This window comes from Pseudomonas canadensis, from assembly GCF_000503215.1.
GTDB classification, from domain to species: domain Bacteria; phylum Pseudomonadota; class Gammaproteobacteria; order Pseudomonadales; family Pseudomonadaceae; genus Aquipseudomonas; species Aquipseudomonas canadensis.
Genome location: NZ_AYTD01000011.1, coordinates 491,601 through 508,721 on the forward strand (window position 1 = coordinate 491,601; position 17,121 = coordinate 508,721).

Annotated in this window: 16 protein-coding genes; 5 read left to right on the forward strand and 11 right to left on the reverse strand. The window is 62.1% G+C overall.

All coding sequences use genetic code 11. The annotated features are described in order from the left end of the window. Positions 1-5: 5 nt before the first annotated feature. From dctM to U367_RS0107410, 8 genes are all read right to left on the reverse strand, one after another. Positions 6-1,286: a C4-dicarboxylate TRAP transporter large permease protein DctM gene (dctM, locus tag U367_RS0107375; protein ID WP_028616370.1), complete on the reverse strand. Its 1,281-nt coding sequence runs from the start codon at positions 1,284-1,286 to the stop codon at positions 6-8. Beyond that, positions 1,286-1,918 carry a TRAP transporter small permease gene (locus U367_RS0107380; protein WP_028616371.1) on the reverse strand — a complete coding sequence of 211 codons (633 nt, stop codon included), beginning with the start codon at positions 1,916-1,918 and terminating at the stop codon, positions 1,286-1,288. Before U367_RS0107380 ends, dctM begins: the two co-directional genes overlap by 1 nt. 175 nt (positions 1,919-2,093) lie before the next feature. Then, on the reverse strand, positions 2,094-3,077 hold the full coding sequence (locus U367_RS0107385; protein ID WP_028616372.1) for a TRAP transporter substrate-binding protein: 984 nt from the start codon (positions 3,075-3,077) through the stop codon (positions 2,094-2,096). 102 nt (positions 3,078-3,179) lie between these two features. Further along, positions 3,180-3,995, reverse strand: coding sequence for an HpcH/HpaI aldolase/citrate lyase family protein (locus U367_RS0107390; protein ID WP_028616373.1), 816 nt, complete (start codon positions 3,993-3,995; stop codon positions 3,180-3,182). Between the two features lie 123 nt (positions 3,996-4,118). After that, positions 4,119-5,312 carry a CaiB/BaiF CoA transferase family protein gene (locus U367_RS0107395; protein WP_028616374.1) on the reverse strand — a complete coding sequence of 398 codons (1,194 nt, stop codon included), beginning with the start codon at positions 5,310-5,312 and terminating at the stop codon, positions 4,119-4,121. 9 nt (positions 5,313-5,321) lie between these two features. After that, positions 5,322-6,671 carry an MmgE/PrpD family protein gene (locus tag U367_RS0107400; RefSeq protein ID WP_028616375.1) on the reverse strand — a complete coding sequence of 450 codons (1,350 nt, stop codon included), beginning with the start codon at positions 6,669-6,671 and terminating at the stop codon, positions 5,322-5,324. A gap of 10 nt (positions 6,672-6,681) precedes the next feature. Beyond that, a complete protein-coding gene (locus U367_RS0107405) occupies positions 6,682-7,845 on the reverse strand; it encodes an acyl-CoA dehydrogenase family protein (protein ID WP_028616376.1) in 1,164 nt (387 codons plus the stop codon). A 28-nt stretch (positions 7,846-7,873) separates the two neighbouring features. Next, positions 7,874-8,692: an FAS1-like dehydratase domain-containing protein gene (locus U367_RS0107410; protein WP_028616377.1), complete on the reverse strand. Its 819-nt coding sequence runs from the start codon at positions 8,690-8,692 to the stop codon at positions 7,874-7,876. A gap of 131 nt (positions 8,693-8,823) precedes the next feature. Here U367_RS0107410 and U367_RS0107415 point away from each other — a divergent pair, with 131 nt between their 5' ends. The 4 genes from U367_RS0107415 to U367_RS0107430 all read left to right on the forward strand — a co-directional run bounded on the left by U367_RS0107415 (position 8,824) and on the right by U367_RS0107430 (position 12,954). Beyond that, entirely contained in the window at positions 8,824-9,714 is an 891-nt protein-coding gene (locus U367_RS0107415) for a LysR family transcriptional regulator (RefSeq protein ID WP_028616378.1), read from the forward strand. A gap of 33 nt (positions 9,715-9,747) precedes the next feature. Continuing rightward, positions 9,748-10,236, forward strand: a complete 489-nt coding sequence (locus U367_RS0107420; RefSeq protein ID WP_028616379.1) for a GFA family protein — start codon at positions 9,748-9,750, stop codon at positions 10,234-10,236. Positions 10,237-10,330: 94 nt separating this feature from the next. Beyond that, positions 10,331-12,145, forward strand: coding sequence for a serine hydrolase domain-containing protein (locus tag U367_RS0107425; RefSeq protein WP_028616380.1), 1,815 nt, complete (start codon positions 10,331-10,333; stop codon positions 12,143-12,145). Between the two features lie 5 nt (positions 12,146-12,150). Then, entirely contained in the window at positions 12,151-12,954 is an 804-nt protein-coding gene (locus tag U367_RS0107430) for a MipA/OmpV family protein (protein ID WP_028616381.1), read from the forward strand. Between the two features lie 200 nt (positions 12,955-13,154). Here U367_RS0107430 and U367_RS0107435 read toward each other — a convergent pair whose 3' ends face one another. Together U367_RS0107435 and U367_RS0107440 are read right to left on the reverse strand one after the other, a co-directional pair. Continuing rightward, positions 13,155-14,432, reverse strand: a complete 1,278-nt coding sequence (locus tag U367_RS0107435) for an ATP-binding protein (RefSeq protein ID WP_028616382.1) — start codon at positions 14,430-14,432, stop codon at positions 13,155-13,157. Further along, positions 14,433-15,140, reverse strand: a complete 708-nt coding sequence (locus U367_RS0107440; RefSeq protein ID WP_028616383.1) for a winged helix-turn-helix domain-containing protein — start codon at positions 15,138-15,140, stop codon at positions 14,433-14,435. 157 nt (positions 15,141-15,297) lie between these two features. Here U367_RS0107440 and U367_RS0107445 point away from each other — a divergent pair, with 157 nt between their 5' ends. Beyond that, a complete protein-coding gene (locus U367_RS0107445; protein WP_028616384.1) occupies positions 15,298-16,497 on the forward strand; it encodes an MFS transporter in 1,200 nt (399 codons plus the stop codon). On the opposite strand, the gene miaE is transcribed toward U367_RS0107445, so the two are convergent. Continuing rightward, positions 16,453-17,055: a tRNA-(ms[2]io[6]A)-hydroxylase gene (miaE, locus tag U367_RS0107450; protein ID WP_016979482.1), complete on the reverse strand. Its 603-nt coding sequence runs from the start codon at positions 17,053-17,055 to the stop codon at positions 16,453-16,455. The genes U367_RS0107445 and miaE overlap by 45 nt on opposite strands. Positions 17,056-17,121: the final 66 nt, after the last annotated feature.

Below are 17,121 nucleotides of genomic sequence, written 5' to 3' on the forward strand. Positions count from 1 at the left end.
GGCGACTACATACCAAGCCAGTGCGGCAACGCCAGGGAGATAAACGGCAAGTACGTGACCATGATCAGGAACACCAACAAGATCATCAGCCACGGCAACGCCGCCCGGATAGTCTGCCCCAGGGTCAGCCCGGTCACCGCCGAGGTCACAAACAGGTTCAACCCCACCGGCGGGTGAACCAGGCCAATCTCCATGTTCACCACCATCACGATGCCCAGGTGAATCGGGTCGATGCCCAGCTTCATGGCAATCGGGAAGAAGATTGGCGCCAGGATCAGCACAATGGCTGACGGCTCCATGAAACTGCCGGCAATCAGCAACACCACGTTGACCATGATCAAAAAGCCAATCGGCGTCAGACCTTCAGACAGCACCCACGCAGTGATTTCCTGGGGAATCTGTTCGGTGGTCAGCACATGGGCAAAGAGCATGGCATTAGCGATGATAAACATCAGCATGATCGCCAGGCGCCCGGACTCCAGCAGCACCTTGGGGCAATCGCGCAGCTTCATATCTTTGTAGACGAACAGCGCGACAAACGCCGAGTACACCGCCGCCACCGCCGCGGCTTCGGTCGGGGTGAACATGCCGCTGTAGATGCCGCCGAGGATGATCACCAGCAGCAACAGGCCCCAAAAGGCACGGCGCGCGCAGGTCAGCCACTCGCGCAAGGTCGCCCGTGGCTGGGCCGGCAGCTTCTTGATGCGCGCCACGATGTAGATCGCGATCATCAGCATCAGGCCCAGCAGCACCCCTGGAATCACGCCGGCCATGAACAGCTTGCCGACCGAGGTTTCGGTGGCCGCCGAATACACCACCATCACAATCGACGGCGGAATCAGAATGCCCAAGGTGCCCGCGTTACAGATGATCCCGGCGCCAAACTCCTTCGGGTAACCGGAACGCACCATGCCGGCCACGGCAATCGAGCCCACCGCCGCCACCGTTGCCGGAGACGAACCGGACAGCGCGGCAAACAACATGCACGCCAGCACCGCCGCAATCGCCAGGCCACCACGGATGTGGCCGACACAAGCGTTGGCAAAGTCGATCAGGCGTTGCGCCACGCCGCCGGTGGTCATGAACGCACCGGAGAGCAGGAAGAACGGAATCGCCAGGAAGGTATAGGCGTCGGAGGTCTCGAACAGCTTGATCGCCAGGGAGCTCACCGAGTCCTGGCTGAACATCAGGATTGACACGGCGCCGGACAGGCCCAGGGAAATCGCGATGGGCACGCCGAGGAACATGAACACGAACAACAACAGGAATAGACAGAGCACGGCCATCAGTGACGCTCCTCATGGCTGCCGGCCAACTTGCTGGCCTCACCAGCCTCATCGGCCAGCCCCAACCCGACCTGACGGTGGGTAAAGATGCGGTAGATAATTTCCAGGTAGCGGATGAACACCATGGCAAAACCGATGGGCACGATGATCACGATATCGCCCACATCGATGCCGTACTGATCGAGGTCCTCGGCGCCGATATGCGCGCCCATCACGGCGCTCACCCACTTGTAGCTGGCGACCATGAACAGCCCGGCGTAGGCCAGGCAGCACAGGCAGGCGAGCATGCCGAGCACGCGTTGCACCGGGCGCCTGGTCAACTTCACCAGTGCGTCCACGCCAAGGTGGCCGGCAGTGCGCACGCCATAGGAAATACCGAAGAAGATCAGCCAGCCGAACATGGCCTTGGTCAGCGCCACGCTCCAGGTCATGTCCTGGGCCCAGGTCATGGTGTGGTCACCCAGGGCATTGAAGAAGTTGCTGCTGAAGGCCCACTTGTCGGCCAGGGCAAAAAACAGCGTGTAGATGTTGTTGAGCATGACGTAGACAAATGTCACCAGGGTCATGGCGGCCAGCAGGAAGGCGATAAAACCTTCCTCCAGGTGCTCCCAGACGCGCCTTAGCGTTTGCATGGCAAAACCTCGCGAAACTAGACGGGGGTATTCACAACAAGTCACTGACGAAACCGGATCAATGTGGGAGCTGGCTTGCCTGCGATGCGGGCGACTCGGTCTTTCAGGAACACCGAGGCGGTGCCATCGCGGGCAAGCCCGCTCCCACAGGAGTCGGGTTTGTTTCAGCAATCGATCACTGGTTGGACGCGTCGGCGGCCTTGATCAGGTCAGCCCCGATCTCACCCTCGAACTTCTGCCACACCGGGCGCATGGCTTCGCGCCACAACTGGCGTTGCTCTGGGGTCAGTTCGATGATTTCGCTGGTCTTGGAATCGACGATCTTCTGCTTGGCTGACTGGTTCAGCGCTTCGGCCTGCTTGTTCACCTCGACGGTAACCTCGACCATGATCTGCTCCAGCGTGCTGCGGATGTCCGGTGGCAGGCCGTTCCAGAACTTGGCGTTGGTGATCACCATGTAGTCGATCAGGCCATGGTTGGACTCGGTGAAGTATTTCTGCACCTCGTTGACCTTCTGGCTTTCATAGTTCGACCAAGTGTTCTCGGTGCCATTCACGGTGCCGGTCTGCAGGCCCTGATACACCTCGGCAAAACTCATCTTGCGCGGGTTGGCGCGGATCGCCTTGAACTGCTCTTCCAACACGCTTGAAGCCTGGACACGGAATTTCAGGCCACGGGCGTCCTTGGGCTCATGCAGCGCCTTGTTCGACGAGAGTTGCTTGAGACCGTTGTGCCAATAGGCCAGGCCGAGGATGTTCTTGTCCTGCATGGAGGTCAGCAGTTCCTTGCCCTGGGCGGCCTGGAAACGGTCGACGGCGGCCAGGTCGTTGAACAGGAACGGCAGGTCGTAGATCTGCACTTGCTTGGTGTACTGCTCGAACTTGGCCAGGGACGGCGCCAGCATCTGTACATCGCCCAGCAGCAGCGCTTCCATTTCCTTGCCGTCGCCGAACAGCGACGAGTTCGGATACACCTCGACCTTGACCTTACCGGGCAGGCGTTCTTCGGCGAGTTTCTTGAACAGCAGCGCGCCCTGGCCCTTGGGGGTGTTTTCGGCGACCACGTGGGCGAATTTGATGACAATCGGGTCTGCCGCCTGGGCCAGGCCCGCGGCAAACAAGGTGGCGGCGCACAGCAGCGCCCGGGAAAGCTTGAGCATGGGAAATCACCTTCTTATTGTTGTGTTGTAGGGCAAGGTGCCTGATGTCACGCGTGTAGTGAATTTCGATTTTTTGATACCTGCGTTCGGTCTGGACGAACGCTAGATCTGAGCCGCCAACAGTCGTTGCGCGCGCAGCAACACCGGCGCATCCACCATCTGCCCATCGATCTGATAGGCCCCTGCCCCATGGGCGCCGGCATCCACCACGCGCTGGGCCCAGGCCAGGTCTTCGGCGCTTGGCGCCAGCGCCTGGTGAATCACGGCCACCTGCTTGGGGTGGATACACAGCGCCCCGGCAAACCCCATCTCATAGGCATGCCGGATCGAGCGGCGCAGGCCTTCAGGGTCATCGATGGCCGGGTGCACGCCATCCAGCGGTGCGACCAGACCGGCGGCACGGGAATGCACGATCAGCGCCAGGCGCGCCTGGTCCAGGGCGAACTGGGCGGCCGCAGAATTGCTGCTCAGGTTCAAGTCCAGCGCCAGGTCCAACCCGCCGAATGACAGGCGCTCCACCTGCGGTGCATGGGCGATCTCGGCCACCGCCAGCAAACCCCGCGCACTCTCGATGATCGGCCAGATGAGTTTGCCGGTGGCCGCCACTACGGCGACCTGGGCTGCGCTTTCGACCTTCGGCAACAGGACACCCGCCACATTCGGATGCGCCTTGCAGAACGCCACATCCTCAAAATGCCCGGCATGTTCCGGCGCGTTGATCCGCACCCACACCTGGGCGGCGGGATTGGCCGTCAAAAACGCCCCAAGGTTATCCCGCGCCTGGCGCTTGAGCGGCTCTTCCACCGCATCCTCGAAATCCACGATCACCGCGTCGGCACCGCTGGCCAAGGCTTTGGAAAATCGCTCCGGTCGGCTACCGGGTACAAACAACGCAGAGCGCACAAGAGGGTTTGGCATCACACAATTCCTTATTGTCACGCCCGATGTAGAAGCTGGCTTGCCAGTGATGAGGCCCTTGAAATCAGTGCATGCTCAAGGCCGCCATCGCCGGCAAGCCGGCGCCTACAACGGGGCGCGGGGTCAGATGACGCCGCGGGTTTTCAGGGTTTCGATGGCGTCGGCGCTGAAACCGAGCTGGTCGAGAATGGCTTGGCTGTGCTGCCCCAACGCGGGCACGGCGTCCATGCGCGGGGTAAACGCGGCATTGCGTCCCGGTGGCAGCAGCGACGGCAACGGCCCCGCCGGGCTATCGACTTCGCGCCAGCTGTCGCGGGCTTTGAGTTGCGGGTGGTCCCACACGCCTTGCATATCGTTGACCCGGGCGCTGGCGATCTGCGCGTCTTCCAGGCGCAGGATCACCGCCTCCGCATCCAACTGCGTGAAGCTGTCGACGATGATCTGGCGCAGCACGTCGCGATTGGCCGAGCGCTTGAAGTTGGCGGAGAAACGCTCGTCGGTCGCCAATGCCGGGGTGAGCAACACCTTGTCGCAGAACGCCGCCCATTCGCGCTCATTTTGTAGGCCGAGCATCACGGTGCCGCCGTCGCCGGTGGGAAACGGTCCATAGGGATAGATCGTCGAATGCGCTGCCCCGGCACGCGGTGGCTGCGGTGCACCGTCGAACGCGTAGTACATCGGGTAGCCCATCCATTCCACCAGGCTTTCCAGCATGCTCACGTCGATGCGGCTGCCCTTTCCCGTCTTGCCGCGCAGCAGCAGCGCCGAGAGGATGCCGCTGTAGGCGTACATGCCCGCCGAAATATCGGCGATGGAGCAACCGGCCTTGGCCATCTGGTCTTCACCGGGGCCACCGGTCACCGATAGAAAGCCACCTTCGCTCTGGATCAGCAGGTCGTAGGCCTTTTTCTTTTCATACGGTCCACCTTCGCCGTAGCCAGAAATATCGCAGACGATCAGGCGCGGGAAGCGCTCATGCAATGCCTCGAACGACAGGCCCATGCGCGCGGCGGCGCCGGGCGCCAGGTTCTGCACCAGTACATCGGCGTCAGCCAGCAGGGCGTCGAGAATATCGCCGGCCTCGTCCTGCTTGAGGTCCAGGGTCAGGCTTTCCTTGGAGCGGTTGGTCCACACGAAGTGTGAAGCCAGGCCGCGCACGCGCTCGTCGTAGCCACGGGCAAAATCGCCGGCACCGGGGCGCTCGACCTTGATCACGCGAGCGCCCAGGTCGGCCAGTTGACGGGTGCAGAACGGCGCGGCAATCGCGTGTTCCAGGCTGACAACGGTGATGCCGTCCAGCGGTCTTGGGTTAGTCATGACAGTTCCTCAAAGCCAGTCGGCCATGGATACGGCGTTGCGCAGGTCCCAGACCTTGTCGATCAGGGCATTGGCCTGGGCCGGTGTGCGGGCGTTGCTGAATTGGCTGAGGCGCTGGAATTTATCGGCCAGCTCCGCACGGCTCAGGGTGTTACCCGGATCGCCCTTGGGCTCGTCGATGGCGCCGTGCAGCGTGCGGCCATCCAGCGTGGTGACGGTAACGCGACCGAGCCAGCGCTGCGGGTAAGCGCGGTCGACTTCGGCGTCGAGGGTCATGCTGACCTTGTCGCGAAACGCCGAGACCGCTGGATCGGTCAACGCCAGCTCATGGAACTCTGTAAGACCGGCCTTGCCATGCACGGCAATCAGGCCGAGCACGGTGCCCATGGAGAACTTGGCCTGGTGCACGCTGGTCGGTACTTTCACGCGGCCCAATACATCGATGGCGCCCTGGTGCACCCGGGTTTCCACGTGGGCAATCTGTTCGGCCTGCAGGCCTTCGCGCTGCATCAAATGCAACAGCGCATCGGCGGCCGGATGGGTATGGCGGCATGAGGCGTGGAACTTGAACGAGGTTTCCAGCAACGCCCAGCGACTGCCGAGATCGGCAGACAATTTGGCCGGCTCGGCATCACTGGACATACCGGCAGCCAGACCTTGATCGCCTTCAAGAATATTGCGCGCACCGGTCAGCCCATCCGCCGTCAGGTAAGCGGCGAGCAAGCCGTCCGCTGCGGCTTTCGCCGTGTGCAGTTGCTTGGAATCAGCGGCATCACGCAGGAACTCCCACAAGCCGGCCGCCTGGGTACCCGCGCTGCCGAGCAGGTTGATGAATTGTTCTTCGCTGAAATCCAGCAACTTGCCTACGGCTACCGCCGCCGCCAACGTGCCGACGGTGGCCGTGGTGTGGAAGATGCGGTAGTGGGAACGGCCCATGAATTCGCCGATGCGGATACCCGCTTCATAACCGGCCACCGAAGCCAGCAGCAAATCGCGACCGGACCTGCCGAGGTCCTGGGCGGCCGCCAGCGCGGCCGGAAACACCACGGTCGCCGGGTGCAGGACGGAGCTGTTGTGCAGATCGTCCTGCTCTACCAGATGGGATGAAGCCGCGTTGACCAGCGCGGCGAAATACGCGCTGGTGCTGCCGCCATTGACGATCACCTGCGCCGGGCCGCTGCTCGGGCCCATTTTCTGCGCGTAACGCTCGAACAACGCAATTGGGTGCGCGCCCTGGCTCGCCAGTGCCGAGGCCAACCAGTCCAGGTACAAATCTTCGGTGCGCGCGAGGACGTCTTCCGGCAGTTGCGCGTAATCCAGTTCGGCCAGGAACCGACACAAAGCTTGGGTATGGCTCATGGTCAGGCCCTCAGAAGCTGCGTGGCAGTTCGAGCAAATGCTCGGCCACGTAGGACAGGATCAAGTTGGTGGAGATCGGCGCCACCTGGTACAGGCGCGTCTCGCGGAATTTGCGCTCCACATCGTATTCGCAGGCAAACCCGAAACCGCCGTGGGTTTGCAGGCAGGCGTTGGCCGCCTCCCAGGACGCCTTGGCCGCGAGGTACTTGGCCATGTTGGCACTGGCCCCGGCATTGGCGCCGCTGTCGTATTCCTCACAGGCGCGCCAACGCATCAAGTCGGCCGCCTCGATCTCGATATGCGCTTCAGCAATCGGGAACTGCACGCCTTGGTTCTGCCCGATGGGCCGGCCAAACACCACGCGATCACGCGCATAGGCGCTGGCCTTTTCGATAAACCAGCGGCCATCACCGATGCATTCGGCGGCGATCAGCGTGCGCTCGGCGTTGAGGCCGTCGAGGATGTACTTAAAGCCCTTGCCCTCTTCACCAATGAGGCTGTCCAGCGGCAACTCCAGGTTGTCGAAGAACAGCTCGTTGGTTTCGTGGTTGACCATATTGGCGATGGGCTGCACGGTCAGGCCGTTGCCGATGGCTTCGCGCAGATCCACCAGAAAAATCGACATGCCCTCGGACTTTTTCTTCACCTCGGCCAAGGGCGTGGTGCGCGCCAGCAGGATCATCAGGTCGGAATGCTGGACCCGCGAGATCCACACCTTCTGGCCGTTGATCACATACTTGTCGCCACGCTTGATTGCCGTGGTCTTGATCTTGGTGGTGTCGGTGCCAGTGGTGGGCTCGGTCACGCCCATGGATTGCAGGCGCAATTCGCCGCTGGCGAGCTTGGGCAGGTAGAAGCGTTTCTGTGCGTCGCTGCCGTGCCGCAGCAAGGTGAACATGTTGTACATCTGGCCATGTACGGTGCCGGAGTTGCCGCCGCAGCGGTTCACTTCTTCAAGGATCACTGAGGCTTCAGCCAGGCCCAGTCCGGAGCCGCCGTATGCTTCGGGGATCATCGCCGACAGCCAGCCAGCGTCGGTCAGCGCCTTGACGAAGGCTTCGGGGAAACCCTTTTCCTCGTCAATCCTGCGCCAGTAAGCGGCATCGAATTCAGCGCACAAGGCGCGCACGCCTTCGCGGATGGCATTGAGTTCTTCATTGTCATTCGGGTTCATTAACGGCTCTCCGCCTGTTGTTCTTGGATTATTCGAAATGCACGCTGGCTTGCTGCGCCAGGCCATCGACGTTGCCGGCCCACAGCTGTGCCACGCCGGCTTCGGTCACGCGGCCGCCCACTTCAAACGGCTGCGGCGCAATCAACGGGCGCACGCCGCGATAGGCAAAACGGCGCAAGGTTGCGCCAGGGTTGGCGCGTAAGAATGCGCGCAGGCTCAGGGTGGCGATGAGCGGCCCATGCACCACCAGGCCTGAGTAACCTTCGGTGCCGGTGACATAGGGGTAGTCGTAGTGAATGCGGTGACCGTTGAAGGTCACTGCGCTGTAGCGAAACAGCAGGGTGGGCGTGGGATCGACGGTTTCAGACCATTCGCCCTGCTCCAGCGCGTCACCGCTGCCGGATTTGGGCGGCGTGGGTTCGCGGTAGACGATGTCCTGTTCCTCGCGGATCGCCAGGCGGCCGTCCTGGGAATAGTCGTGGCGCACGGTGACAAACAGCAGCGAACCGGTGCGACCGGTTTTTTCTTCGACCTGGGTGATGGTCGACACGCGCGTCGCCGCCTCACCGGCCCGCAGTGCCTGCAGGAACTCGATGCGCCCACCGGCCCACATGCGATTGCGGTTGTCGGCCGGCGGCAGGAATCCGCCACGGGCCGGGTGACCGTCGCTGCCCAGCGCAGTTTCCGGCAACGGGTCCTGGAAGAAACACCACTGCCACAACGGCGGGATGTCCGCGCCGTCTTCGGGCACTTCTTCACCGAACGTAGCGGCGATACGCTTGAGCAGGTTATGGCTAAGGTGGTCGTGGGCGGTTTCGCTTCGGCCGATCCAATCGGTGGCGCTCATCGGGTGCAGGTCCTCGGGCAGTGAGTGTCTGCCCCGGATCATGCAAGCCTATCGCCCTTCTGAGAATTTGCATTTCAATAAACCGGCGTTCGGTTATGCTGAACGCCGCCATCCTGTACCGGGAGCCTTGCATGCACTTCGATCTGGCCGACCTGCGCCTGTTTATCCATATCGCCGAATCCCCCAGCCTGACCCAGGGCGCCAAGCGTGCGTTCCTCTCGCCGGCTGCCGCCAGCGCAAGGATCAAAGCCCTGGAAGGCCAACTCGACACCCGCCTGCTCTACCGCGACAGCCGTGGCGTGGAGATCACCCCGGCGGGCGAACGCTTGCTGCACCATGCGCGGCTGATCATGCGTCAGGTGGACTACCTCAAGAGCGAATTCACCCAATACGGCGTGGATTCCGCCGGGCATATCCGCATCTTTGCCAACACCACGGCCGTCACCGAATTCCTACCCGAAGTGCTGGCAGGTTTTCTGTCACAGCGCCCCGGCGTGACCGTCGACCTGCAGGAACGCCTGTCCCGCGACATCGTGCGCGGCGTGCTCGATGGCACCAGCGACATGGGCATCATCGCCGGCCCCGTGGAAGCGGCAGGTTTGCAGGTGCTGCATTTCAGCACCGATGAGTTGGTGCTGATGGTGCCGGTCGGCCATCCACTGGCGGACCAACCCTCAGTCACACTGGAACAGACCCTCGCCTACCAGCATATCGGCCTGCACGAAGGCAGTACCTTGTTGAGCTTCCTGCGCGAACACGTCGAGCGGCTGGGCAAACATCTCTCGCTGCGTATCCAGGTGTCGAGTTTCGAGGCGATCTGCCGGATGGTCGAGGCCGGTGTGGGGATCGGCATCATTCCGGAGTCGGCCGCCGTGCGACACAGCCGCACCATGCAATTGGTCGCCGTAAAACTGGATGAGCCCTGGGCGATCCGCGAGCGCAGCATCCTGGTGCGGGAGCTGGAAGCGTTGCCCGGCACCATTCGTGCGCTGATTGCCACGTTGATGCCGCAAAGCGCCTAAGCTGAACAGTCACCTTGCCAAAGGAGTCAGCCCATGCAGCTTGAAGGATCCTGCCATTGCGGCGCCGTCACGTTCAGCCTTGCCAGTGCCCATCCCTACCCTTATCAGCGTTGCTATTGCTCGATCTGCCGCAAGACCCAGGGCGGTGGCGGCTATGCGATCAACCTGGCCGGCGACACCCAGAGCCTGAAGGTGCGCGGGCGCAAATTCATTTCGGTCTACCACGCCAAGCTCAAGCCCGAAGGCGCCAGCCGCGCCCATGCGAGTACGGCCGAGCGGCATTTCTGCTCGCAATGCGGCAGCGCGTTGTGGCTGTTCAGCCCGGAATGGCCGGAGCTGATCCATCCGTTTGCCTCGGCCGTCGATACGCCATTGCCGGTGCCACCGGAGCATACGCACTTGATGCTGGGGTCCAAGGCGCCCTGGGTAGAGGTCACGCTACGCAAGGGCGACCTGCAGTTCGATGAGTACCCCGAAGAGTCGATCGCTCAATGGCATGAGCGTCACGGCGTGGCCCGTTAACAGTCTTTGACAGTTTCTCGACAAAGCTGTCAAAGACCCTCGGGCGCCGCAGCCCTAGCATTCGAGCATCCAAACCACCTGTCGGGTGCTCGTCATGCTTCGCACATTGCGCGGTCTTCCGTTGCTCGGTTGCCTGTTGGGCAGCATTGGCTGCCAGGGGCAGTCACCTGCCCCGCCGCCGATTCCCAAGGGCGACTACAGCGCGATCATCCGCTACCTGCAAACCCGGATTCCCCGCGACATGGCCCAGGCCAATGTGCCCGGCTTGTCGATTGCACTGGTCAACGGCCAGGAGTTGATCTGGACTCGCGGGTTCGGCATGGCCGACAAAACCAAGGGCTTGCCAGCGACGCCGAACACCGCCTTCCGGGCCGGTGCGATCTCCAAACTGCTCACCGCCAGCGCGGCCCTGCAACTGGTTGAACAACAGCGACTGGCGCTGGATGCACCGATCCAGCAGACCCTGCGCGAGTTCTATGTGCGCTCGCGCTTCCATACCGACCAGCAGGCCGCCGACCGCGACATCACCTTGCGTCGCCTGCTCAGCCATCAGTCCGGCTTGCCCAGTGAACACCTGCGTGACCTGCGCAACAACTACGCCATGGGGCAGATGCCAATGCGCCTGTCCGGCGTCTGGTTGAGCACACCGCCCGGTACGCAAGTGGCCTATTCCAACCTGGGTTATGCGCTGGTGGGCGCTGCCATCGAGCGCAGCAGCGGCAAGGAGTTTGAAGCCCAGCTGCAACACAGCCTGCTCAAACCGCTGGAGATGGACCACGCGAGCTTTGTCGGGACGGCTGCGCAAATCGGCTATCGCGCCCAGGGCTATCAGGAAGGCGTCGCCAGCACCGATGCGCAACTGCGCGACATCGCCGCCGGCGGTTTGTGGGCCAGCTCCAGGGACCTCAGCCATTACGTGCAGATGCTGTTTGCCAAAGGCCTCTACAAAGGCAACCGGGTAATGACCAGCCGCTCCATCGATGAAATGTTTACCCAGCAAAATACCGGCAACGCCCTGGACTTCGATTGCCAGATCGGCCTGGCGTGGTTTCTGGCGCCCTGCGGTGACGAGCCGATCGGCCCAGGGGTGCGCACCTACCAGCACAGTGGTGGTGGCGATGATTTCGCCGCACAGCTGACCCTGCTGCCGGACCATCAACTGGCCGTGATCATCATGGCCAACGAAAGCAATGCCGAAGATCTGGTCGCCACACTGGCAACCGACACCCTGCGCCTGATGCTCCAGGCGCAAACCGGCGAGCAGGTCTGCAGCGAAGACTGCCAGGCACCCCGCCACGGACTCAAGCTGCGCCAGGTGCCAGCCGCCATCGACCGCAAGCGCCTGGCCGGGTTCTACGCCACCGCCTGGGGCGTGTTCCGGATCAAAGATGATGACCAGCGGCTGCTTGGCGAACTGGCCGGTTTCAACTTCGAACTATTGCGCGACGATCACGGCTGGCTGCGCGCCCAGAAGAAAGTCTTCGGTTTCTGGCTCAAGGATCTCGGTGAGCTAGGCCAGGTCCAACTCGACGTCATCACCGTGCAAGGCCGGCAGATGCTCACCGCGCGCAGCCACGGCCAGCGCATCGCCATTGGCGAACGCATCGACCCGCCGCCGCTGCCTTTGGCTTGGGCCGACACCGTCGGCACCTACCAAGTACTCAACACCCACGAACCCGACGCGCCATTGAGCGGCATCAGCGTGCGCCTCGAAGAAGGCTTTCTGGTGATTCGCGGCCAACTGCACGACGAACCGCTGACCGACTACATCCTGCTGCCCGTGGACAACGCCCACGCCGTACTGGCCGGCAACGGCTATGGCCTGGGTGACACCGTGAGCCGCCAGATCAACGGCCTGAGCGCGTCGGGCTACTCCTTCAAACGTACCCATCCACCCTTGAGTTTCTAACCGACATGAAAACCCTGATGAGCCCGAAAAACCTCTGTCTGTCCATTACCTCACTGTGTTTACTCGCGGGCGCCAACAGCGCACTGGCCGAGGACTGGACCTACAGCCTCAAGGCCGGTGTGGCCAATCTTCCGCGCTACAGCGGCAGCGATGAACGCATGACCGCCCCAGTGTTTGGCGGTGCCATCGTCAGCCCTTGGGGGATTTTCCTCGACACCGACAAGGGCCTCGGCTGGGGCTACGAAGGCAATGCCTTGAGCTTCAGTGCCTACGTCGGTGCCAGCGCTTCGCGCAAGGACAAAAGCGAGTCCATGCACCTCGGCTCCAAGCGCCTCAAGGGTATGGGCGAGATCAAGTCACGCCCGCAGCTGGGTGTGAGTGCCAGCTACAACCTGGGCGGCGTGATTATAGGTGCCACGCTGGAACATGCCCTCAAGGAAGATGATCACAAGGACAGCGGCAAGGCGTTCACCCACTTGGAATTGAGTCTGGGCACCAACCTGTATGAAGGTCGTTTCGGCTCCGTCGACGCCAGCCTCAGCAGCCATTTCGGTGACCGTGACTACTTGCAGACCTGGTACGGCGTGACCACCGGCCAAGCCGCCCGCAGCCGCTTCAAAGCCTATAAAGCCGGTGCGGGCAATATCAGTAATGGCATGAACCTGGTGTGGAGCCTGCCGATCAGCGAGCACACCCAGTTCTCGACCTTGCTGGATGTGCAGTACCTGGCGGATGAAGCGGGCAAGAGCCCGATTGTGGAGCGGCGGTTGCAGACGTCGGTGATGGGGGTGCTGGAATACAGCTTCTAACAGGTCGTTAACTGTGGTGAGCGGGCTTGCCCGTGCGGGGCTGCGGAGCAGCGCCAAAACCAGACCCCGCATTTTGTCTGAAAAAATGCGGTGGTTTTATTGGGGTGGCTGCGCCACCCAGCGCGGGGCAAGCCCGCTCACCACAACAAGCCCGCTCACCACAACAGGCCGGCTCACCACAATAATCCCGGCTGCCCCCATTATTCGGCATACGCCCACGTCATTCGGAATGAGGCGCCGCCCCATTCCGAGTCCAGCACCTGCACCTGGCCACCGTGCCATTGCGACACCCGCTGCACCAACGCGAGGCCAAGGCCGAAGCCGCCAGTGCGGCGGTCGCGGCTGGCGTCCAGGCGCATGAAGGGCTGGAAGATCTTCGAGCGGCCTTCTTCCGGTACCCCGGGGCCGTCGTCACACACCCGCACTTCGTAGCCGCTGCCGAACTTGACCAGCGACACTTCCACACGGCGTTCGGCGTAACGGATGGCGTTGCGCAACAGGTTGATTACCGCGCGCGCCATAAAGCGCGGCTCGATCTGAATAAAGTCCACCTCGCACGTGCGCAACGACAGCTGGATACCCGCCGCTTCAGCCTCCAGCGCCACGCTGCCGATCACGCTGTCGAGCCAGCTGTGGGCCTCGATTTTCTCGCGGGTGACTTGGGTAGCACCACGCTCCAGGCTGGCGTAGGTGAGCAGTTCGGAGACCATTTCTTCCAACTCGCCAAGGTCGGCATACATGTCGGTGATCAATTCGCCGCGCTGGCGTGGATCGGTCTGTTGTTTGAGCTGGTCGAGTTCGAACGACAGCCGCGCAATTGGCGTCCGCAGTTCGTGGGACACGGCGTTGGTGAGTTCACGCTGGTTGGCGATCAGGCTTTCGATGCGCTCAGCCATCTGGTTGAAGTGCCCGGCCAGCTCGCGCACGGTGGAACGACGCGGCAGCAGGATGCGCGAACTGAGATCGTTATCCCCGAAACGTTGGGCCGCCAGGCGTATATGCTCCAGGTCGCGCCAGTGCGGGCGCACCCAGAAATACAGCACGATCGCCAGGCTCAGCCCCAGCAGGCTGTAGGCCCACAAGTACAGCCATTTCGGCTCGTCGGGCAGCTTGATATTGAGCAATTGCGGGCCGCCGTCGATATTGGCGATGAACTCCATGAAGTCGCCCCGCACCACCAACTGCCCGGCCGCCAGCAACTGTTGCTCACGCTGATCCAGCGCCAGTTCATCGCGCTGCACCAGCTTGAGGTGCAGGCCGTAATGGGGTTGCAGCTCGGCCAGGCGTGCCTGACGGGCGTCACCCCGCAAGGGCCGCAACTGCTCGACCAAACCATAGGCCGGCCCGCGCAAGGCTTCGCGGTTATAGGTTTCATTGGCTTCGGGCAGCAGCTCGTCGAAGGTGTAGTTGACCAGCCAGATCGCCCCCGCCAGGCCCAGCGCCAGGATGATGTACAGGCGGATATAGAGCCGCAGCATCTAAGCCTCCCACGCGAACGGGTTGAACAGGTAGCCCTTGCCCCAGATGGTCTTGATGCACACCGGTTCGCGCGGATTGTCGTTAAGCTTGCCACGCAGTTTGCTGATGTACACATCGACACTGCGGTTGAGACCGTCGAACGCAATGCCACGCATACGGTTGAGGATGTCATCGCGGGACAGGATCGTCCCCGAGTTGCTGGCCAACAACCACAACAGCTCGAACTCCATGGTGGTCAGGTCGATCTTGTCATCGCCCAGGCTGACCACCCGGCAACTGCGATCGATGGCCAGCCGTCCGAAGGCCAGCGAGCCTCGTACGGTCGGCTCCGGCGCCTGGCGTCGTTGCAGCGCACGCAGGCGCGCCAGCAGCACAGGGGGCTTGATCGGCTTAATCACGTAATCGTCGGCACCGGACTCCAGCCCAAGGATGTGGTCCAGGTCATCTTCCTTGGCCGTGAGGATCACGATCGGCGTGTCGGACACGGTGCGGATCCCGCGACACACATGCAGGCCGCTCTGGCCGGGGAGCATCAGGTCGAGTACGACGATCTTCGGCTTGAACTCCAGGAACGCGGCCAGGGCCTCGTCGCCCCGATGCTCCACGCGCACCTCAAAGCCATGCTGCGCGAGAAAGTGCGCGATCAGCCCTGCCAGTTTTTCGTCGTCCTCAACGAGCAAGACCTTGCCCAGCCCCAGGTTTTCCATAAGTTCTCAGTATGCAGACACAGATTGAAGAGCGGGCATTATAGGTGGCAAGCTGGGCAACTAAAGCAGCGGGCCAGCATTGGCCGACGAAGCTTCATGCTTTTAAGAGTTTTTAACAAATAACCTGCAATCTTTAACGCCATCCACAGGGAGTTGTATGCGCAAGGATTACTTGGCGTTCTTTGTTTCGTTGTTCTTGTCGCGACTGGCGGACCAGATTCTGCTGTTTATCGTGCCCTTGATCGTGTTCCAGACTACCCAGAGCGTGGCCTGGGCCGGACTGGCCTTTTTCGTCGAGTCGCTGCCGCGTTATCTCGCGTTCCCGGTGTGTGGCGCATTGTGCGACAAGTTCGCACCGGTGCGCATCCTGCATATCAGCCAGGTTTGCCGGGCGCTGGCTTGCGGGGTGGCCGTGATTTTGTACGGGGTATTCGAAGGTATCCTCTGGATCGTCCTGCTCTCGGCGCTCTGCGGTGTGCTGACCACCCAGGGCATCATGGCGCGAGAAGTGCTGATGCCTCATGTCTTCCCCCACTACAGCTATGCCAAGACACTTTCCTATTCGCAGATTGCCGACCAGAGCGGGCTGGTGCTCGGGCCATTGGTAGCGGCGCTGATGCTGGAAGTATGGGCCTGGCACTGGGTCGTACTCGGGGTGGCCGGGCTGTTCTTATTGGCTGACCTGGCGATGCGGGCGTGGCAACGCTCCAGCACCACACGCCTGGAAACCTTCGAGCAGCATCGGGATATCTGGCTGCGGCCACTGAAGATTGCCTTCGGGCATATCCGCCGACTGCCGGAATTGAAGCGGGTCATCACGCTGGCCGTGGGTGTGAACCTGATCATCGGCGTCACGCTGGCCACATCTGCGGCGATGGTGACCGGCCAATTTGCGCAGGATAAGGACACCTATGCCCTGCTGCAGGCAGCCGGCGCCTTGGTGACCATCGGGATTCTGTTTTATTTGGCGCGGGCCGGGCTGCCGCTGAAAGTGCTGGGCGGGCTGTCGTATTCAATGATTGCAGTCGGAGCGGTGATCATGGCAGTCAGCCCTGACGTGTGGCTCTACGCCGTGGGCTTCCTGCTGGTCACCGGTTTCGACAAGATGTTCAACGTCTACCTGCGCAGCACCCGTCAGCGGGTGATTCCCGTGCAGGACTTCGGCAAGACCGTGGGCGTGATCACCCTGCTCAACAACCTGCCGCAACCCTTGGCGGGACTGGCGATTGCAGTGTTGGCGGCGCCTCTGGGCACGCAGGCGGTGATCCTGCTGCTCGCCGGAATCACCGCGCTGATCGGCGTGGCCGTGGCCTCAGGCTGGCACGCCACTGTGAAAGCGGAACTCGATGTCGGGTGATTCGATCAGTTCCTGCTCGGCCGCCCTCACCCGCTCGATCACCTGGGCGACGTCCTTGGCGTCGCCGTATTGGTACGCCAGCTTCAGGTAACCCTGGAAGTGCCGCGCTTCGCTTTTCAGCAAACCGAAGTAAAACTTGCCGAGTTCTTCGTCCAAATGTGGCACCAATGCTTCGAAACGCTCACAACTGCGCGCTTCGATAAACGCGCCCACTACCAAGGTATCCACCAGTTTGACCGGCTCATGGGTGCGCACCACTTTGCGCAAACCCGAGGCGTAGCGACCGGCATTCAATTGGCGCAACTCGACTTTGCGCTTTTTCATCAGGCGCATGACCTGTTCATGGTGCACCAGTTCTTCGCGGGCCAGGCGCGACATCATGTTGATCAGGTCCACATGACTGTAGTACTTGGCGATCAGGCTCAGGGCGGTGCTGGCGGCTTTGAATTCGCAGTTCTTGTGGTCGATCAGCAGGGTGTCCTGATCGGCCAGCGCGGCCTGGACCCAGGCGTCAGGGGTGCGGCAACCGAGGAATTCGTGGATTTCTGGCAGGTTCATCGGGCTCACGGGCAAAAGGATCACAAAAGGCCGGCGATTATACCGACCCCGCCGCAGACCACCAGC